Source organism: Novosphingobium sp. (genome assembly GCF_027531025.1).
Lineage (GTDB): Bacteria > Pseudomonadota > Alphaproteobacteria > Sphingomonadales > Sphingomonadaceae > Novosphingobium.
In genome coordinates this window covers 169,683-187,138 of sequence record NZ_JAPZQX010000007.1, presented here as the reverse complement: position 1 = coordinate 187,138, position 17,456 = coordinate 169,683, and the positions used below count along the sequence as shown (strand labels likewise).

Here is a 17,456-nt window from a genome sequence, read left to right as displayed (position 1 = left end):
CGCTCAGTGTCCCCAGGGGGCAGGCGGCGCGGGGATCGGGCGGGTCAGGTCGAACTCAACCCGGAACAGGCGCGCGTTGGGCGGCTGGCGGGTCAGCTGGTAGGCAAAGCGGGTTTGCTCCACCTCGACCCGCCAGACATTGGTCAGCGACACGGTCCGCCCCTCGGCCTTGAACAGGGCGATGGATTCGGCATCGACCGGAAAATCCTGGGCGGTGCCGCTGCCGGGCGTTTCAGTGTCCCCGCCGTACATGGTGAGTGCATCCCTGGTGCCATCGGAGTGCCGGTGGTCGTGCTTGAGACGGACCCCGGTGGTGGTCCTGGTCAGTACCCAGGTGCGGCTGCGATCCCAGGTGCCATCGGCGCGCTGGATGTGAAACGGCACCTTGATTTCGCCTGCCGAACAGCTCCGCACATGCATCGCGATGGCCATCCCGCGCATCTCGGCATCGGCAGCCTCGTCGCTCACCAGCCGCCCGGCATAGGCCTTGCCACAATGGCTTGAAAGCGCGCTCCAGAAGGCATCCTGCGGGGCAGGAGGCGGGGTGGTCTGGCAAGCGGCGAGGAGCGCGAGCGGGGCGACAAGCAGGGGGCGAAGCGTCATGCCCCCCACCGTGGCAGCAGGCCCGCCACCCGGCAAGGGCCGGGTTCAGCCAGCCTTGCGCAGCGGTTCGGCTGCGACGGCCACCGCCTGCGGCTGGTCCAGCCAGATCCCGCGGGTATCATAGACCAGGTGCCGCGCGCGTTCGGCCAGCGGAACGGCCTTGAACTGGTCATGATCGACCAGCACGATGAGCAGGTCCGTGGTTTCCAGCGCGGTGTCGAGATCGACCAGTTCGGCCTCGGTCCCGGCGAATTCGCGGGGCAGTTCGGCGGCATAGGGTTCAACCACCTTGATCCGCGCGCCGAACTTGCGGGCCAGGGTGACCGCCACAAGCCGCGCCGGGCTTTCGCGGAAGTCGTCGATATTGGCCTTGAAGGCGAGGCCAAGGCAGGCGACGCGAGCCTGCGGATTGGCGGAAATCAGCGCTTCGGCGCGGGCGATCACGTGGTGGATCTTGCCATCGTTGACCCCGCGCGCAGTGCGGATCAGCGGGGTATGCTCGGGCGCGCCGTGGACGATGAACCAGGGGTCCACCGCAATGCAGTGCCCGCCGACGCCCGGCCCAGGCTGAAGGATGTTGACGCGCGGATGGCGGTTGGCGAGGCGGATCACCTCCCACACGTCGAGCCCCATCTTGTCGGCCACGATGGAGAGCTCGTTGGCGAAGGCGATGTTGACGTCGCGATAGGCGTTTTCGACCAGCTTGGTCATCTCGGCGCTGCGGCTGTCGGTCACCACGCATTCCCCGCGCACGAACAGCTTGTAGAAGCTGAGCGCCTTGCGGGCGCAGCGCGGCGTGATCCCGCCGATCGAGCGATCGTTGTTGGTCAGCTCCTCAAGGATCCGGCCCGGCAGCACCCGCTCGGGGCAATAGGCGATCGAGAGGTCGGGAATGTCGCTGGTCAGGCCCGGGCACTTGAGGTCCGGCCGGCGGGCCGCGATCAGGTCGCGCAAGGCTTCGGTGGTGCCGACGGGCGAGGTCGATTCCAGGATCACCGTGTCGCCGGGCTTGAGCACCTTGGCGACGGCTTCCCCGGCGGCGAGGACATAGGAGATATCCGGCGCGTGGTTGGCGTCGAACGGTGTCGGCACGGCAATGATGAAGACATCGGCCGGAGCCACTTCGGTCGAGGCCTTGAGCAGGCCGCGGGCGACCACGCCCTGGACAAGGCCGTCGAGGTCAACTTCCTCGATGTGGATCTCGCCGCGGTTGATCGTGTCGACCACGCTTTGCGTCACATCGACGCCGTGGACCCGGCACCCGGCGCGCGCCACGATGGCGGCAGTAGGCAGGCCGATGTAACCCAGCCCGACTACGCAAACGTCAGGCCTATTGTCCGACTTCATCCCCGATCAACTCCACGATACGGCGCGCGGACTGCCCGTCCCCGAAGGGATTGTGGGCGCGCGCCATGGCCTCGTAGGCGGCCTTATCGTCGAGAAGGTTGAAGATTTCGGTAACGATACGGGTGACATCGGTGCCGACCAGTCGGGCGGTTCCGGCGGTCACACCCTCGGGGCGTTCGGTCGTCTCGCGCATTACCAGCACCGGCTTGCCGAGCGCGGGGGCCTCTTCCTGCACCCCGCCGCTGTCGGTCAGCATAATCTCGGCGAGCGAGAGCAGGCGGGCGAAGTGCGGATAGTCGAGCGGCTCGATCAGCGCGACATTGTCGAGGCCGCCCAGCGCGGCGTTCATCACGCTGCGGACATTGGGGTTGAGGTGGACGGGGAAGATCACCGCTACGTCGGGCCGTGCGGCGATCTGGCGGATCGCTTCGGCGATGTTCTCCATGCCATCGCCAAAGTTCTCGCGCCGGTGGCTGGTAACGCCGATGATCCGCTTGCCCGCAAACCGTGCCTCCAGCGCGGCCAGGCCCCCGGCTAGCGCGGGTTTGGCGGCAATCCGCGCCGTCACCCAATGCAGCGCGTCGATCACCGTGTTGCCGGTAATGTGGACGCGAGCGGGGTCGACATTCTCGGCCAGCAAGGCGGCCTGCGAAACCTCGGTCGGGGCGAAATGCAGGCTGGCGATCGTGCCGATGATCTTGCGGTTCACCTCCTCGGGCCAGGGGTGATAGATGTTGCCGCTGCGCAAGCCGGCCTCGACATGGTCGACCGGCAGCTTGCGGTAATAGGCGGCGAGCGCGCCGGCCATGGCGGTCGCCGTATCACCCTGCACGATCACGCGCGCCGGCTGGACCACGTCCATCACCCGGCCCAACTCGGTGAGCAGCGCCGCAGTCAGGCCGTCCAGCGTCTGGTCGGGCCGCATCAGGTCGAGATCGTGGTCGGGCACGATTCCGGCGATCTCCAGGACTTGATCGAGCATCTGCCGGTGTTGCGCGGAAACGCAGACTACGGGTGTAAAACGCGGATCGGCTTCCAGCGCGCGGACCACCGGGAACAGCTTGATGGCTTCGGGCCGGGTGCCGAAAATGACGAGGATTTTTGCCGGTTCAGTCATGCTTTGCCCCTACCATCGAGGGGTTAACCATGAAATAAGGCCGCCGAATTAAGGGGCTCTCATGCGTGTTCTTGTTACCGGCGTGGCCGGATTCATCGGTTTCCATCTGACCCGGGCGCTGCTGGCGCGCGGCGACGTGGTGATCGGGGTCGACAACCTCAATGACTATTACCAGGTCAGCCTCAAGCGGGACCGATTGGCTGCGCTTGCCGCCGTGGCCGGCAACCGCTTTGCCTTTCACGAGATCGACTTTGCCGGCAATGCCGCGCTGACCAAGGCGCTCGATGGCGTGCAGATCGACCGCGCGGTGCATCTGGGGGCCCAGGCCGGGGTGCGCTACTCGATCGAGAACCCCCATGCCTACATGCAATCGAACCTGGTCGGGCACCTCAACCTGTTGGAACTGGCCCGCCATCGCGAGCTGGAGCACCTGGTCTATGCCAGTTCCAGCTCGGTCTATGGCGGCAACACCAAGCTGCCCTTCGCGGTCGAGGACCGCACCGACCATCCGGTCTCGCTCTATGCCGCAACCAAGCGCGCGGACGAGCTGATCAGCGAGAGCTACGCCCACCTCTACCGCCTGCCGCAAACGGGCCTGCGCTTCTTCACCGTCTACGGCCCCTGGGGGCGTCCGGACATGATGATGTGGATCTTCACCCGGAAGATCCTGGCGGGCGAGCCGATCCCGGTTTTCAACAATGGCGAGATGCACCGCGACTTCACCTTCATCGACGATATCATCGCCGGGGTGGTCGCCTGCCTCGACAATCCGCCGCCCGATGATGGCCTGGAAAAGGCGGGCGGCAGTGTGAAGCCGCACCGGCTCTACAACATCGGCAACAGCCGCTCCGAACACCTGATGAAGGTCGTCGGCCTGCTCGAGGAGTGCTGCGGGCGCAAGGCCGAGATCGATTTCCAGCCGATGCAGCCGGGCGACGTGACCGCCACCTATGCCGATGTCACCGCAATCTCGCGCGACCTGGGCTATGCTCCCACGACCAGCATCGAGGTGGGTGTCCCCAGCTTTGTGCGTTGGTACCGGGAATACCACGGGCTGTAAGGGTTGAAGCCGCGCCGCGCATGGGCAATCACCCCTGCATGGCGATTCTTTCCGACAAGTGGATCCGCAACGAGGCGCGTCATGCCGGCATGATCGAGCCTTTCGTCGAGCATCAGAAGCGCGAGGGCTGCATCAGCTATGGCCTCTCGTCCTATGGCTATGATGCGCGGGTGGCGGACGAGTTCAAGATCTTCACCAATGTTCATTCGGCGGTGGTCGATCCCAAGAACTTTTCAGCCGACAGCTTTGTCGACGTGAAGACCGACTGCTGCATTATCCCGCCCAACAGCTTCGCCCTGGCGCGGACGGTCGAATACTTCCGCATCCCGCGCGACGTGCTGGTGATCTGCCTCGGCAAGAGCACTTATGCCCGATGCGGGATCATCGTGAACGTCACCCCGCTCGAACCGGAATGGGAAGGCCACGTGACGCTGGAGTTTTCCAACACCACGCCGCTCCCAGCCAAGATCTATGCCAACGAGGGCGCCTGCCAGTTCCTGTTCCTGAAGGGCGATCAGCCCTGCGAGACGAGCTACGCCGACCGTAGCGGCAAGTACATGGGCCAGCGTGGGGTAACCCTGCCAAAACTGTAAGTGGAGAGGCGCAATGGATACCCCCCTGTTCGACCAGTGGCGCGCCCGCTCCCCCCATTACGATGATAGCCATGAGGCGGTCTGTGATACCGTCCGCGCCTTTGTGGCGAAGGAAATCACGCCCCATGTCGATGCCTGGGAAGCTGCCGGCGAGTTGCCGCGCGACCTGCACCGCAAGGCGGCAGAAGCGGGGATCATCGGCCTGAATTACCCGGAAGAGTTCGGCGGCACCGGCAACGCCTTTGGCCTGTTCCACAGCCTGGTCCAGACCGAGGAACTAGCCCGGCCCGGCGCGGGCGGGATCTGCGCCTCGCTGATGACTCACGGCATCGGCCTGCCGCCGATCCTGGCCATAGGCAGCCCGGAACTGCAGCGCCGGATCGCCCCGGAGGTGCTCGCGGGCGAGAAGCTGATCTGCCTGGGCATCACCGAACCCGGCGGCGGTTCGGACGTGGCCAACCTGCGCACCAAAGCCGAGCGCAAGGGCGCAGCCTATATCGTCAATGGCGAGAAGACCTATATCACGACCGGGATGCGGGCCGACTATGTCACACTGGCCGTGCGCACCGGCGGTCCGGGCTTTGGCGGCATTTCGCTCTTGCTGGTCGAGCTTGACCGGCCGGGCGTCAGCCGCACGCCGCTGGCCAAGATGGGCTGGCACGCCAGCGATACCGCCACGATCCATTTCGACGATGTCGAAGTGCCGGTCGACAACCTGATCGGGCCGGAGAACGGCGGCTTTGCCGGGATCATGCGCAATTTCAACGGCGAGCGGCTGGGCATGAGCCAGCAGGCCAATGCCTTTGCCCGGATCTGCTACGAGGACGCGCTTGACTGGGCACGGCAACGCGAAACCTTTGGCAAGCCGCTGATCACCAACCAGGTGATCCGCCATAAGCTGGCCGACATGGTGCGGCGGATAACCGCTACCCAGGCCTGGATCGATCACTGCGCCTGGACAGTCGAAAACGGCTGCGCCTTCCCCGGCGACTTCGCCCTGCTCAAGGTCCAGGCGACCCAGACGATGGAATTCTGCGCGCGCGAGGCTTGCCAGATCATCGGTGGGGCCAGCTTCATGCGCGGTAGCCGGGTGGAGCGGATCTACCGCGAGGTGCGGGTGATGGCGATTGGCGGGGGCAGCGAGGAAATCATGTTCGACCTTGCCAGCCGCCAGTACCGGTTCTGAAAAGACTTGCCTTTTCAGCGCGTGGCGCGTTCACTCCCGCCACGGGGCCGCGCCCCTCGCGGACCCCGCAATTGGGGGAGAGCATCATGACCGCATATGCTGCGCCGCTTGGGCGCCTGCTTCTTGCACTGATCTTCATTCTGGGCGGAGCCAGCAAGTTCGGCAATCTGGCCGGGACTGGCGCCTACATGGAAACGGTTGGCCTGCCGGCGATCCTGGCCGGTCCGGCGGCAGCCTTTGAATTGCTGGCCGGCATCGCGATCCTCGTCGGCTGGCAGACCCGGCTGGTCGCACTGTTGCTGGCGGGCTTCTGCGTGGTCACCGCCGCGCTGTTTCATGCCAATTTCGCCGACCAGGTGCAGATGATCATGTTCATGAAGAACCTGGGTCTCGCGGGCGGGTTCCTGACGCTTTACGTCCATGGCGCAGGCGGAATGAGCCTCGATTCCCGCAAGGCGGGGTAACTGCTGCCAGCCTGCCGTAGCGTCAGGCAGAATAGGTTCGACATTGCCACCGAACTGTGCAGTTTTCGGTCGACCGAACTGCACAGATTCGGGGCAATGGAGAGCATCACATGACTGCCAAGGCAGACCGTCCGTTTGACATCGTGGTCTATGGCGCGACCGGCTATACTGGTCGCCTCGTCGCGGAATATCTGGCCCATCATTACCAGGGGAAGGGCCCCAAATGGGCCATGGCCGGGCGCAGCGCGGACAAGCTGGCCGAAGTGCGCGACCTGATTGGCGCGCCGGCTGACACGCCCCTCGTGGTCGCCAATTCGGACGACCCCGCCTCAATGCAGGCCCTGGCCGAAAGCACCCGCGTGGTGGTGACCACGGTCGGCCCTTACCAACTCTATGGCGAACCGCTGCTCAAGGCCTGTGTCGCGGCCGGAACCGACTATGCCGACCTCTGCGGCGAGCCTGGCTGGATGCGCGAGATGATCGACGAGTACCACGAGGCGGCCAAGGCCAGTGGCGCGCGGATCGCCTTCTCCTCGGGCTTTGACTCGATCCCGTTCGACCTTGGCGTGTTCATGCTGCAGCAGGAAGCCAAGGCGCGCTTCGGCAGCGCCGCTCCGCGGGTGAAGGGTCGCGTCCGGGGGATGCAGGGCACTTTCTCTGGCGGGACGGCGGCGAGCCTGACCGAAACGATGAAATCCGTAGCCAAGAAGCCCAGCCTGATCCCGATCCTGCAAAGCCCCTTCGGCCTGACGCCGGGCTTCGAGGGGCCGAGCCAGCCGATGGGCCTGATGCCGGAATATGACGAGAGCGTGGGCAAGTGGGCCGCGCCGTTCATCATGGCGACGATCAACACCAAGAACGTCCACCGCACCAATTTCCTGCTGGGCCACCCCTATGGCGCGGACTTCAAGTATGACGAGATGATGCTGACCAGCCCCGGCGAACTGGGCGAGAAGGCGGCTCATGCTGTGGCCGAAATGCTCAAGAACCCGTTCGGCGCCAAGCCACCCAAGCCGGGCGAAGGCCCGAGCAAGGAAGAGCGCGAGAACGGCTTCTACGACGTGCTGTTCATCGGCCAGTGGCCCGATGGCAAGGAGCTGCGCTATGGCGTGAAGGGCCGCTACGATCCGGGTTATGGCTCGACCAGCCGGATGCTGGCCGAGACCGGGATTGCCCTGCTCGATTGCCAGGCTGGCGGCGGGGTCGCCACGCCGGGGGCGCTGCTGGGCGCGGCGCTGGTCAAGCGCCTGCAGGATCACGCCGAGATCACCTTCGCGGTCGAGGAATGAGCGAGCCCCTTGTAGCTCCCCGCGAGGAGAGCGAATGGACTGTCGGCTGGCGGATCGTGCTGGGCTGCGCGCTCGGCGCGGGTGCCGGCATCGTCCTCCTGTTCTTCACCTTCAACATGTTCGTGCTGCCGATGGCGCGCGAACTGGGGGTGACCCGGGGCGAGATCAGCTCGATCCAGGCCCTGATCGTCACGGGCGCGCTGGGCGCCGTGGTGATCGGGCGCGCGGTTGACCGGTTCGGGTTCAAGCCGGTCTACCTGACCTGCGCTCTGATCGTGATCGTGGGCCAGATCGTGTCGGTGTCCTTTGGTACGACGCTGACCCACATGGCGATAAGCGTCGCCATTTTGGGCTTCTTCGGGGTTGGGACGACCGGTGTGGTGACCACGCGCCCGGTCAATGCCCATTTCCGCCGTTATCGCGGCCGGGCACTGGGCCTCGTCGCCACAGGCGTTTCGGTCTTTGCGGTGATTGCGCCGCTGATCCTGGCACCGATCGTCGAACAGTACGGCTGGCGCGGCGGCTTCCTGGCGCTGGCCGGGTTCACCGCGCTGGTCGGCATTCCGGCGGTAATGTTCATCGTGCCGACGAGCGCCAGCCGCGCCCATACCGCTGTTGCGATGGGTGGCGGCAGCGGGGACTGGTCGTTCCTCAAGACCCGCGATTTCATCCTGATGGCCGCCAGCCTGATCGCCATGGGCGCGGCCACTGCCGGGTTCGTTGGCCAGCTTTCACCGATCGTGCAGGAGGAAGGCTTCTCCGCCGCTACCGGGGCGCTGGCCGTCTCGGTCTTTGCCGCCGGGCAATTCGTCGGGCGCCTGCTGGGCGGCTGGCTGCTGGACACCTTCCGGCCGCAGATCGTCGCACTGGTCTTCACGGTCATTCCGGGCAGCGGCTTCCTGCTGCTGTTGCTGACCGACCAGCTGCTGTGGGCCGCCATCCTCGCCGCGGCGATGATCGGGCTGCAACAGGGGATCGAGGTTGATCTGTTCGCCTATTTCGTCGCCCGGCGGTTCCCGATTGCGCAGTATGGCACGGTCTATGGCGCGCTGCATGGCTTTGGCTGGATCGGCAATGCGATCGGGATTGTCGGGGTGGGGTGGCTGCACGATGCGATCGGCAGCTATGGCCTGGCTCAGGGTCTGGCGATGGCCGCGCTCACACTTGGTGCGATCTTGGTATGGGCAGTGCGCCTGCCGCCGCTAGCGCCCGAGCTGGAGGATGCTCGCGTTTTCTGACGCATAGGTTGCCGCGTCTGGCGGTGGCAGGCCGAGCCCGGTCAGCGCCAGGACCAGCATTTCCTTCAGCCGCACGGCCCCTTCGGTCCGGTCGATCCGGCGCTCGACGGCATTGGCCATCAGCACCTGGCACAGGCCCAGCCAGAACCGTACGCCGCTGGCCCGCGCCTCGGCCCGCAGCCGCCCGGTGGCGACTGCCGCGTTCATGTCGGTGGCGACGCCCTGGTTAAGCGGCTGGTCGCGCAGGGTAGAGTTACCGGCATTGCGGATCATGATCGCGGTCTTGCGCGGTTCATCGAGCGCGAAAGCCAGGCCCGTGCGCATTCCCCCCGCCAGTCGGGCAAAAGGATCGCCCACCCCCGCATTGGCGGCACCGATCCGCTCTTCCAGTTCAGCCCGGATCTCCGCCCCGATGGCCCGGCCAAAGGCGGGCTTATCGGCAAAGTGGTTGAAGAAGCTGCCCTTGGCCACCCCGGCGCGGGCCACGATCTCGTCAATCGCGAGGGCATCGATCGGCCGTTCCGCCAGCAGTTCCAGCCCGGCATCGACGAGGGCGCGATAGGTGCGCTGGGCGCGCGGGCTGAGGGTCTGCACCGTCATGCCCCGTCAGTACTTGACCGGATAGTCATTTGTCAATAACCTGACCAAATAGTCAATTCGTGATTCGGGCCAGCAGAGCCCGCCACGGGAGAGGATGCCATGAGCACGATCCGCATCGAGGACATTGCCCACGTGCGCTATGCCACACCTGATCTTTCTGCGATGCGCGCCTTTTTGGAAGACTTCGGAATGGACTGCTTCGAGGAGGGCGGGCGGCTCTATGGCCGGGGCAGTGATGGTCGCCCCTTCGTCCACGTGACCGAACCGGGCGAAGCGCGGTTCCTGGCCGTGGGTCTGCGCGCCGAGAGCCTCGCCGATCTCGAAACACTGGCCACCAGCGAAGGCGTTACGATGGATGACCTGGGCGAACCCGGCGGCGGCAAGGTCGTGCGGCTGACCGATCCCGATGGCTACCTGGTGGAAGTGGTGGCCGGACAGACCAAGCGCGACCCCGCCCCACTACCCACAGACCAGCCGTTCAATTCCGCCACCGCCAAGCCCCGCCTGCGCCGCACCGTGCGGCTCGATCCGGCTCCGGCTCACGTCAAGCGGATCGGCCATGCCGTGCTCAAGGTGCGCGACTTCCGCACCTCGGAAAAGTGGTACAAGGACCGCTTCGGCTTCATCACCTCGGACGAGGTCGAGGCAGCCAAGGACGTGCCGCTGGGCGCCTTCATGCGCTGTGACCGGGGGGACAAGCCGGCCGATCACCACACCCTGTTCCTGGCGCAGCTGCCGGGTGAACTCGGCATTCTGCATGCCGCCTTCGAAGTGGCCAACCTCGATGACCTGATGCTGGGCCACCAGCACCTGAAAGCGGCAAAGCGCCAGCCCGCCTGGGGCGTTGGCCGCCACATCATGGGCAGCCAGATTTTCGATTACTGGAAGGATCCATTCGGCAACGAGCTGGAGCACTGGACCGACGGCGACCTGTTCACCGCCGCCGACCCGCCGCAGAAGCAGCCGATGAGCGCGCTGCTCGCCGTCCAGTGGGGTGCTCCCCATCCGATGTTCGCAGGCAAGCTGCCCCCGCCGCCCAGCCTGATTTCGTTCGTTACCGCCCTACAACTGCGCCTGAAGCGCCTGTTTCGCCGCAATCCCGAAGGAACCACCGCATGAAGCTCTGCACCTATACCGCCAACGGCCAGACCCGCACCGGGATCGTGGTGGGCGACAGCGTGATCGATACGGGCGTGCCAGGCACCATGATCGACCTGATCCGCGACTGGGACCGGCTGAAGCCCGAGCTGGAGGCCAGGGCAGCGGCTGGCGGCGGCGTGCCGCTGGTCTCGGTCAAGCTGGAATCCCCCGTCCAGCGCCCCGGCAAGATCTTCGCGATCGGCCTCAACTATGCCGATCACATCGCGGAATCGAACATGGGCACGCCGGACAAGCAGGTGTGGTTCACCAAGGCCCAGACCAGCGTCAACGGACCCTATGACCCGATCCTGATCGCGCGCGGCGCCTTCACCAACGATTACGAGGTCGAACTGGTTGCCGTGATCGGCAAGGGCGGCAAGCACATCGGCGCGGGCGAGGCCCCGGCGGCGATCTTTGGCTATTGCGTGGGCAACGATGTCACCGAACGGTTGGCCCAGCACGCCACGCCGCAATGGAGCTTTGGCAAGAGCTTCGACACCCACGCGCCGATGGGCCCGTGGATCGTGACCGCCGATGAACTGGGCGATCCGCACGGGCTTGGCATCCGCTGCTACGTCAATGGCGAGAAGCGGCAGGATTCGAACACCGAACACCTGGTGTTCAACGTCTGGCAGCAGGTCGAGCATCTCTCGCTCGGCATGACACTCGAACCGGGCGACTGCCTGTTCACCGGCACGCCGGGCGGGATCGGCGCGGCGATGGACCCAAGGCAGTTCCTGAAAGCGGGCGACGTGGTCCGCTGCGAGATCGACCGGCTGGGCCATATCGAAGGCACCATGGTGGCGGAAGGCTGAGCCATGCGCGTGCTGATCATCGGGGCCACGGGCAACAGCGGCCTCGCGCTGACCAGAATGTCCCTGGCGCGCGGTCTCGATGTCACGGCCTATGTCCGCAATGCCGAGAAGCTGCGAACCCTGCTCGGAAGCGAAGGCAACTCCCCCCGCCTGACGATCCGCACCGGCACGCTTGGCGATACCGCGGCCCTGGTCGAAGCCATGGCCGGACAGGACGCCGTGATCAACGCAGCCGGCAATGCCACCATCGATCCGGACTTCGTGCCAATGGTTCATGCGGTGATTGGCGCGGCCGAACGCGCGCTTGGCCCCCGCGGGCGGCTTTGGCTGTTCGGCGGAGCGGCCGCGCTTGACGTACCCGGTCACCCGGTCAGGGCGGCCGACTTGCCAGTCATCCCCAAGGTCTACAAGCAGCACGTCCACACCCTGGCGCGCGTTGCGGAAACCGCGCTCGACTGGTCGATGCTCTGCCCGGGGCCGATGGTGCCATCGCCATCCGGTCAGCCCACGCCGGGGCTCAGGATCAGCGCCAACATCTGGCCGGTCGAAGGCCCGGCACCGGGCGGGCTGTTCCGCACGATCCGGATCCTGAAAGCCTTCAAGCAGCGGATGCCCGAGATGATCGTTACCTATGAGGACGCCGCGCGCGTCATTCTCGACGATCTGCAACCTGCCGGACCCTATTCCCGCAAGCGCGTGGGGCTGGCCCTGCCGGTCGGCCAGACCGGCACAAAACCGCAAGGCTACTGATCATGTCAAAGCCGATCGACCAGACCTGTGATGTCCTGATTGTCGGGGGTGGCCCGACCGGTGTGACCCTGGCCGTGCTACTCGCCCGCCGGGGCGTGAAGGTGATCGTTGCCGAGAAGGAGGCGGACATCTATCCGCTGCCGCGCGCCGCGCATATCGATCACGAGGGCATGCGGATCTTGCAGGAAGCCGGTGTGGCCGAGGCGGTGATGAAGACCGCGCGCCGCGCCAACCGCTATGACTTCATGAATGCGAAGGGCGAGGTGCTGCTGCGGTTCGAGGGCGCGGGGCAGATCGGACCCGGCGGCTGGCCTGCCGCCAACATGATCCACCAGCCCAGCGTCGAGGCCGAACTGCGCAAGGCCCTGGCTGCCCAGCCCACAGCGGAACTGCACAACCGCTGGGAGCTGACCGGTTTCAGAGACGACGGATCAGGCGTCACCGCAGCCATCGCCACCCCGGACGGCGAACGCACGATCCGCGCCCGCTACCTCGTCGGCGCCGACGGTGCCCGCAGTCCGGTGCGCGAGGCCGCTGGCATAGCCTTCGAGGACCTCAACTTCGAGGAGCCCTGGCTGGTGGTCGACGTGCTGGTAGACGACTATTCGAAACTGCCGACCGAGAACCTGCAGATCTGCGATCCGGCCCGCCCCACCACCTGCGTGCTGATGGGCGAGGGGCGGCATCGCTGGGAGTTCATGATCAAGCCCGGCGAAACCGCCGAGCTGGTGAGCGACGACGCCTTCATCGAGAAGCTGCTGGAACCCTGGAACGTCAAGGGCGCAGTGCGGCTGGAACGCAAGGCGGTCTACACCTTCCGCGCCCGGATTGCCAAGCACTGGCGCCAGGGCCGCGTCCTGCTGGCTGGCGACGCGGCCCACCAGACCCCGCCCTTTGCCGGGCAGGGCATGTGTTCCGGCCTGCGCGATGCGGCGAACCTGGCCTGGAAGCTGGCCGCCGTGGTCCGGGATGGTGCGGACGACGCCTTGCTCGACAGCTACCAACCCGAACGCGCACCCAACCTGCGCGCCACGATCGACATGGCGATCATGATGGGCAAGACGGTCTGCATCACCAACCGCTGGTCGGCCTGGCTGCGCGACCTGAAGTTCAAGCTGGCCCGCAAGCTGGGCAAGCTGCCCGATGGCCCGCCGGCCTATCCGCCGATCTCGGCCGGCCGGATCATGGCCGGTACGCCAGGCGCGGGCAGCTATTTCCCGCAAGCGATCGCCGCCGATGGCACCAGGCTGGATGAGGTGCTGGGCCTCAGCCATGCGCTGATCACCCGCGCCGACCTCGCAACACCGCGCCTCTCCCCCTTCGCCCGGCAGATCGGTCACTGGCTCGACAAGCACCAGGCCGAAGCCGTGCTCGTCCGCCCGGACCGGTTTGTCTTCGGCTCGGGCCAGGCCGCTGATCTCCTGGAGGCCTGGGGATGACCATGCAGCCGAACATCGTGTTCATCATGGCGGATGACCTCGGCTATGCCGACGTCAGCTGTTATGGTCGCCGCGACTACCAGACCCCGGCGATCGACCGGATCGCTGCAGAAGGCGCACGCTTTTTGCAGGCCTATTCAAACTCGGCGGTCTGCTCGGCCACCCGCACCGCCTTGATGACCGGCCGATACCAGAACCGCCTGCCGATCGGCCTCGAGGAGCCGCTGGTCGCGCGCGACGTGGGCCTGCCACCCGAACATCCCACCTTGCCCTCGCTATTGCGCGCCGCTGGCTACACCACCGCCCTGATCGGCAAGTGGCACCTTGGACGCTTACCCAATTACGGCCCGCTCAAGAGCGGCTATGACCAGTTCTGGGGGATGCGCGGCGGAGCGGTCGACTATTTCACGCACGCCAATGCCATGGGCCCGGACCTGTGGGATGATGACACGCGGACCTCGGCCGAAGGATACCTGACCGACCTGCTTGGCGACCGGGCGGTCGATTACGTTTCAGAGAAGGCTGGCGGCGATCGGCCGTTCTTCCTGAGCCTGCACTTCAACGCGCCCCACTGGCCCTGGGAAGGGCCCAATGACCGCGCCGAATCCCAGCGACTGGCGGCCAAGAAGGACCCTTTCGCGATCTTCCACTTCGACGGCGGTACAGCGAAGACCTATGGCGAGATGGTCGTGCGGATGGATTACCAGATCGGCCGCGTGCTCAATGCGATCGACCAGGCGGGGATCGCCGACAACACCATCGTGATCTTCACCAGCGACAATGGCGGAGAGCGGTTTTCCGACAACTGGCCCTTCACCGGCATGAAGACCGAACTGCTGGAAGGGGGCCTGCGCGTGCCGCTGGTGGCCCGTTGGCCTGCGCGGATCGCGCCGGGGCTGGTTAGCGACCAGGTGACGATTACCATGGATTGGGCGGCAACGCTGCTGGGCGCTGGCGGCGGCGCGCCCGATCCGGCCCATCCGCTTGACGGGATCGACCTGGCCCCCGCGCTGGCCAGAGCGGCACCGGTAGAGCGGACGCTGTGCTGGCGCTTTAAGCACCTTGACCAAAAGGCATGCCGCCACGGGCGCTACAAGTACCTCGAGATCGCTGGCAACAGCTTCCTGTTCGATGTGGAAGCCGACCCGCTCGAACGCGCCAACCTCAAGGCCGTCAAACCAGAACTCTTCGCGGACCTGAAGGCACATTTCGCGGCCTGGGAAGCCCAGATGCTGCCGCTCGACGCGGACAGCTTCACGCACGGCTATTCGGGGGTCGAACTGGCCGACCACTTTGGCGTCCCGCATCACTTGCCGGCGGGCATGCCGCTACGGACGTAAAACCTGTTCCCGGGATTGGAAGTGGAGCGGGTGAAGGGAATCGAACCCTCGTCGTAAGCTTGGGAAGCTTCTGCTCTACCATTGAGCTACACCCGCCCGGGTGCGTCCGGCCCGGTCTTTGCCGGTGAACGAGGCGGCCCCTTGCCACAGGGGCACCGGATAGGTCAATGGGCGGGAAACAGATGGGAGCAGGCTGATGGGCGAACAACCGGTGGTGATCGAGGCGCGCGGAGCGATTGAGGTGGTCAGCCTCAACCGGCCCGATCGGCTCAACGCGATGAACGAGCCGCTGATCCAGGCGCTGCTCGATTACTTCACCGGCCTTGCTGCAAGACCCGAAGTGCGCGTGGTGATCCTGCGGGCGGAGGGCCGGGCATTCTGCGCCGGTCTCGACCTGACCGGCTGGCCGTTCGATCCCGAGGCTGGGCGCATTCACCAATCGTGGCGCACGCAGCGGATGATCGCGGCGGTGATGCAGGCGATGCGCAAGTGCCCGCAACCGGTGATCGCCTGCGCCCAGGGGCCGGCCTGCGGCGGGGGCTTCTCGCTCCTGCTGGCCAGCGACGTGCGCTATGGCGCGCCCGACCTTCGAATGAATGCGGCTTACATCAAGATCGGGCTGGGCGGCTGCGACATGGGCGCGAGCTATTTCCTGCCGCGGCTGGTCGGCTCATCGGTGGCGAGCGAGTACCTGCTGACCGGCCGGTTCATGACCGCCGAAAAGGCACAGGCCTGCGGGCTGATGAGCGAGATCGTGCCGCAGGAGGACCTGCTGCCCAAGGCGCTGGCCCTGGCCGAGGAAATGCTGCTGACCAGCCCGATGGGCCTGCGGCTGACCAAGGACGCGCTGAACCTCAACATCGATGCGGCCAGCATGGAACACGCCTTCGCGATCGAGGATCGCCAGCAGATCCTGCTGGGGCACACCGCCGATGCCAACGAGGCGCGGCTGGCTTTCCTCGAGAAGCGCGCGCCCAGCTATGGTGATCGTTAGCCCTTCTTCGGCGGCCAGGGGATGAAGCCGGACGTGCGCTCGATATACTCCGCATAGCCCGGACGGTTCTTCTTCAGCCCATATTCGAGCAGCGGCTTGCCCGACCATTTGGTGAGCGTGAAGGTCAGGAACAGCGGCCCTGGCAAGCTGGCCAGCGCAATCCACGGCCCGGCATCGGCCGCAGCCAGCCAGATTCCCCACCAGACGCAGGTATCTCCGAAATAGTTGGGGTGGCGCGTATAGCGCCACAGACCGGTGTCGAGCACCTTGCCCTTGTTGGCGGGATTGGCGCGGAAGGCGGTGAGCTGGGCATCGCCCACAACTTCGAAGACCATGCCGAGCAGCCACAGCGCCGCGCCGGCCAGGGCCAGCGGGCCAAGCGGCGCGGGATCGGCGCTGGCAAGCACGCCCAGCTGGGCTGGCAGGCAGGTGAGGTAGAGCAGGAAGGCCTGCGGGCCGAACACCTTGGTCAGTGCGGCCTGAGCAAAGCGGCCCTGTTCCTTCGCCTTGCCCAGCATCCGGGCATAGCGCACATCCTCCCCGTGGCCGCGCCAGCGGGTATAGAGGTACCAGAACAAGCGCAGGCCCCACAGCGCCGCCATGCCGGCGATCAGCGTCGCACGGTCACCTGGCGCGCCGAGTTGCAGCCAGCTGGCGATGGCCAGCACCGCCATGCCGCCGCCCCAGATTGCATCGATGAAGGATACGTCGCTGATGCGCACGGCAATCAACCAGCCGAGCAGCAACAGCACCGCCGCCACCGCGGCATTGATCAACATGGCTTCGATCATGGCAGCTTCTCCTTCAGGCTTTCGGTAGCAGCGTCCTTCAATGCGGCAGCCGAAGCGGCCAGCCGTTCGAACCGCAGGCAATCGGGCATGACCGAGCGATAGAACGCGGCAATCTTGGCCAGGTCCGCCGCATAGTCCCCGGTTGGCATGATCGCCGGGCCGATCCCGCCCTTCATCGTGGCATGATTGACCCAGGCAGGCACGATCGGCACCCCGGCCTTCAGCGCGATGTGGTAGAACCCGCTGCGCCAGGTGCCATCGCTACCGCGCGTCCCTTCTGGTGCGACGACCAGAGCAAGGTCGTCCATCTTCTCGAAGTAGGCAGCAGTCTGTTCGACATACTTGCTGTTCCGCTTCGACCGATCGACCGGCAGGCCCCCCATGTCATACATGAACCACTTGAGCGGGCCCCGAAACAGGCTGAGCTTGCCGACGAAGCTGGGCTTCAACCCCAACTTGTTGATCGTGCCGACAAAGAAGATGAAATCCCAGTTGGTGGTATGCGGCGCTCCGGTAATCACGAACTTGCGCGCCGTGGGTGCGTCCCCGGCAATGGTCCAGCCCTTCCAGCGATAGAGCCACAACACCACCCACTGCACGAAGCGGGACAGCAGCGTGGGGCGGCGCTCGGTCATTCAGGGATCTCTCCGCAAATCATTATGGTCTTGGCGATCGGTCATAAGGGCAGGC

General features: G+C 65.8%; 18 protein-coding genes and 1 tRNA gene. 12 read left to right on the top strand and 7 right to left on the bottom strand.

Features of this window, described 5'->3' with window-relative positions; genetic code table 11:
• Nucleotides 1–3 precede the first annotated feature (3 nt).
• Genes O9281_RS11675 through wecB form a run of 3 tightly spaced genes read right to left on the bottom strand, consistent with a single transcriptional unit; the run spans nt 4 to nt 3,067 of the window.
• Nucleotides 4–603 (bottom strand): hypothetical protein, encoded by a 600-nt coding sequence (locus O9281_RS11675; RefSeq protein WP_298185978.1) that lies wholly within the window; start codon nt 601–603, stop codon nt 4–6.
• A gap of 45 nt (nt 604–648) precedes the next feature.
• On the bottom strand, nt 649–1,950 hold the full coding sequence (gene wecC / locus O9281_RS11670) for a UDP-N-acetyl-D-mannosamine dehydrogenase (protein ID WP_298185975.1): 1,302 nt from the start codon (nt 1,948–1,950) through the stop codon (nt 649–651).
• Entirely contained in the window at nt 1,934–3,067 is a 1,134-nt protein-coding gene (gene wecB, locus O9281_RS11665) for a non-hydrolyzing UDP-N-acetylglucosamine 2-epimerase (RefSeq protein WP_298185972.1), read from the bottom strand. The genes wecC and wecB overlap by 17 nt, the downstream gene beginning before the upstream one ends.
• A gap of 61 nt (nt 3,068–3,128) precedes the next feature.
• On the opposite strand from wecB, the gene O9281_RS11660 reads away from it, so the two are divergent.
• The 6 genes from O9281_RS11660 (at nt 3,129) to O9281_RS11635 (ending at nt 8,897) form a co-directional block, all read left to right on the top strand.
• Complete coding sequence (locus O9281_RS11660) at nt 3,129–4,127, top strand: NAD-dependent epimerase/dehydratase family protein (RefSeq protein WP_298185970.1); 999 nt, start codon at nt 3,129–3,131, stop codon at nt 4,125–4,127.
• Nucleotides 4,128–4,165: 38 nt separating this feature from the next.
• A complete protein-coding gene (gene dcd / locus O9281_RS11655) occupies nt 4,166–4,720 on the top strand; it encodes a dCTP deaminase (protein ID WP_298185968.1) in 555 nt (184 codons plus the stop codon).
• A 13-nt stretch (nt 4,721–4,733) separates the two neighbouring features.
• Complete coding sequence (locus O9281_RS11650) at nt 4,734–5,906, top strand: acyl-CoA dehydrogenase family protein (RefSeq protein WP_298185965.1); 1,173 nt, start codon at nt 4,734–4,736, stop codon at nt 5,904–5,906.
• A gap of 86 nt (nt 5,907–5,992) precedes the next feature.
• Nucleotides 5,993–6,370, top strand: coding sequence for a DoxX family protein (locus O9281_RS11645; protein ID WP_298185963.1), 378 nt, complete (start codon nt 5,993–5,995; stop codon nt 6,368–6,370).
• A 110-nt stretch (nt 6,371–6,480) separates the two neighbouring features.
• Complete coding sequence (locus O9281_RS11640) at nt 6,481–7,659, top strand: saccharopine dehydrogenase NADP-binding domain-containing protein (RefSeq protein ID WP_298185961.1); 1,179 nt, start codon at nt 6,481–6,483, stop codon at nt 7,657–7,659.
• A complete protein-coding gene (locus tag O9281_RS11635) occupies nt 7,656–8,897 on the top strand; it encodes an MFS transporter (RefSeq protein ID WP_298185959.1) in 1,242 nt (413 codons plus the stop codon). The genes O9281_RS11640 and O9281_RS11635 overlap by 4 nt, the downstream gene beginning before the upstream one ends.
• On the opposite strand, the gene O9281_RS11630 is transcribed toward O9281_RS11635, so the two are convergent.
• Nucleotides 8,862–9,497 carry a TetR/AcrR family transcriptional regulator gene (locus tag O9281_RS11630; protein WP_298185956.1) on the bottom strand — a complete coding sequence of 212 codons (636 nt, stop codon included), beginning with the start codon at nt 9,495–9,497 and terminating at the stop codon, nt 8,862–8,864. The genes O9281_RS11635 and O9281_RS11630 overlap by 36 nt on opposite strands.
• Nucleotides 9,498–9,596: 99 nt before the next feature.
• On the opposite strand from O9281_RS11630, the gene O9281_RS11625 reads away from it, so the two are divergent.
• From O9281_RS11625 to O9281_RS11605, 5 genes are read left to right on the top strand one after another with little or no spacing between them, the layout of a single operon-like run.
• Nucleotides 9,597–10,616 carry a VOC family protein gene (locus O9281_RS11625; RefSeq protein ID WP_298185952.1) on the top strand — a complete coding sequence of 340 codons (1,020 nt, stop codon included), beginning with the start codon at nt 9,597–9,599 and terminating at the stop codon, nt 10,614–10,616.
• Complete coding sequence (locus O9281_RS11620) at nt 10,613–11,452, top strand: fumarylacetoacetate hydrolase family protein (RefSeq protein WP_298185950.1); 840 nt, start codon at nt 10,613–10,615, stop codon at nt 11,450–11,452. The genes O9281_RS11625 and O9281_RS11620 overlap by 4 nt, the downstream gene beginning before the upstream one ends.
• A 3-nt stretch (nt 11,453–11,455) precedes the next feature.
• Complete coding sequence (locus O9281_RS11615; protein ID WP_298185947.1) at nt 11,456–12,202, top strand: NAD(P)-dependent oxidoreductase; 747 nt, start codon at nt 11,456–11,458, stop codon at nt 12,200–12,202.
• 2 nt (nt 12,203–12,204) lie between these two features.
• Nucleotides 12,205–13,641 (top strand): bifunctional 3-(3-hydroxy-phenyl)propionate/3-hydroxycinnamic acid hydroxylase, encoded by a 1,437-nt coding sequence (locus O9281_RS11610; protein WP_298185944.1) that lies wholly within the window; start codon nt 12,205–12,207, stop codon nt 13,639–13,641.
• Nucleotides 13,638–14,981 (top strand): sulfatase-like hydrolase/transferase, encoded by a 1,344-nt coding sequence (locus O9281_RS11605; RefSeq protein ID WP_298185943.1) that lies wholly within the window; start codon nt 13,638–13,640, stop codon nt 14,979–14,981. Before O9281_RS11610 ends, O9281_RS11605 begins: the two co-directional genes overlap by 4 nt.
• 22 nt (nt 14,982–15,003) lie before the next feature.
• Here O9281_RS11605 and O9281_RS11600 read toward each other — a convergent pair.
• Nucleotides 15,004–15,077 (bottom strand) — tRNA-Gly (locus O9281_RS11600).
• A gap of 100 nt (nt 15,078–15,177) precedes the next feature.
• Here O9281_RS11600 and O9281_RS11595 point away from each other — a divergent pair.
• Nucleotides 15,178–15,975, top strand: a complete 798-nt coding sequence (locus O9281_RS11595; RefSeq protein WP_298185940.1) for an enoyl-CoA hydratase/isomerase family protein — start codon at nt 15,178–15,180, stop codon at nt 15,973–15,975.
• On the opposite strand, the gene O9281_RS11590 is transcribed toward O9281_RS11595, so the two are convergent.
• Entirely contained in the window at nt 15,972–16,766 is a 795-nt protein-coding gene (locus O9281_RS11590) for a DUF1295 domain-containing protein (protein ID WP_298185938.1), read from the bottom strand. The genes O9281_RS11595 and O9281_RS11590 overlap by 4 nt on opposite strands.
• On the bottom strand, nt 16,763–17,401 hold the full coding sequence (locus O9281_RS11585) for a 1-acyl-sn-glycerol-3-phosphate acyltransferase (RefSeq protein WP_298185936.1): 639 nt from the start codon (nt 17,399–17,401) through the stop codon (nt 16,763–16,765). The genes O9281_RS11590 and O9281_RS11585 overlap by 4 nt, the downstream gene beginning before the upstream one ends.
• Between the last annotated feature and the right edge of the window lie 55 nt (nt 17,402–17,456).

What these genes read in the sequence shown, in the direction of transcription:
- O9281_RS11675 (WP_298185978.1), bottom strand. Translation starts at nt 603, where the DNA reads ATGACGCTTCGCCCCCTGCTTGTCGCCCCGCTCGCGCTCCTCGCCGCT.
- wecC (WP_298185975.1), bottom strand. Translation starts at nt 1,950, where the DNA reads ATGAAGTCGGACAATAGGCCTGACGTTTGCGTAGTCGGGCTGGGTTAC.
- wecB (WP_298185972.1), bottom strand. Translation starts at nt 3,067, where the DNA reads ATGACTGAACCGGCAAAAATCCTCGTCATTTTCGGCACCCGGCCCGAA.
- O9281_RS11660 (WP_298185970.1), top strand. Translation starts at nt 3,129, where the DNA reads ATGCGTGTTCTTGTTACCGGCGTGGCCGGATTCATCGGTTTCCATCTG.
- dcd (WP_298185968.1), top strand. Translation starts at nt 4,166, where the DNA reads ATGGCGATTCTTTCCGACAAGTGGATCCGCAACGAGGCGCGTCATGCC.
- O9281_RS11650 (WP_298185965.1), top strand. Translation starts at nt 4,734, where the DNA reads ATGGATACCCCCCTGTTCGACCAGTGGCGCGCCCGCTCCCCCCATTAC.
- O9281_RS11645 (WP_298185963.1), top strand. Translation starts at nt 5,993, where the DNA reads ATGACCGCATATGCTGCGCCGCTTGGGCGCCTGCTTCTTGCACTGATC.
- O9281_RS11640 (WP_298185961.1), top strand. Translation starts at nt 6,481, where the DNA reads ATGACTGCCAAGGCAGACCGTCCGTTTGACATCGTGGTCTATGGCGCG.
- O9281_RS11635 (WP_298185959.1), top strand. Translation starts at nt 7,656, where the DNA reads ATGAGCGAGCCCCTTGTAGCTCCCCGCGAGGAGAGCGAATGGACTGTC.
- O9281_RS11630 (WP_298185956.1), bottom strand. Translation starts at nt 9,497, where the DNA reads ATGACGGTGCAGACCCTCAGCCCGCGCGCCCAGCGCACCTATCGCGCC.
- O9281_RS11625 (WP_298185952.1), top strand. Translation starts at nt 9,597, where the DNA reads ATGAGCACGATCCGCATCGAGGACATTGCCCACGTGCGCTATGCCACA.
- O9281_RS11620 (WP_298185950.1), top strand. Translation starts at nt 10,613, where the DNA reads ATGAAGCTCTGCACCTATACCGCCAACGGCCAGACCCGCACCGGGATC.
- O9281_RS11615 (WP_298185947.1), top strand. Translation starts at nt 11,456, where the DNA reads ATGCGCGTGCTGATCATCGGGGCCACGGGCAACAGCGGCCTCGCGCTG.
- O9281_RS11610 (WP_298185944.1), top strand. Translation starts at nt 12,205, where the DNA reads ATGTCAAAGCCGATCGACCAGACCTGTGATGTCCTGATTGTCGGGGGT.
- O9281_RS11605 (WP_298185943.1), top strand. Translation starts at nt 13,638, where the DNA reads ATGACCATGCAGCCGAACATCGTGTTCATCATGGCGGATGACCTCGGC.
- O9281_RS11595 (WP_298185940.1), top strand. Translation starts at nt 15,178, where the DNA reads ATGGGCGAACAACCGGTGGTGATCGAGGCGCGCGGAGCGATTGAGGTG.
- O9281_RS11590 (WP_298185938.1), bottom strand. Translation starts at nt 16,766, where the DNA reads ATGATCGAAGCCATGTTGATCAATGCCGCGGTGGCGGCGGTGCTGTTG.
- O9281_RS11585 (WP_298185936.1), bottom strand. Translation starts at nt 17,401, where the DNA reads ATGACCGAGCGCCGCCCCACGCTGCTGTCCCGCTTCGTGCAGTGGGTG.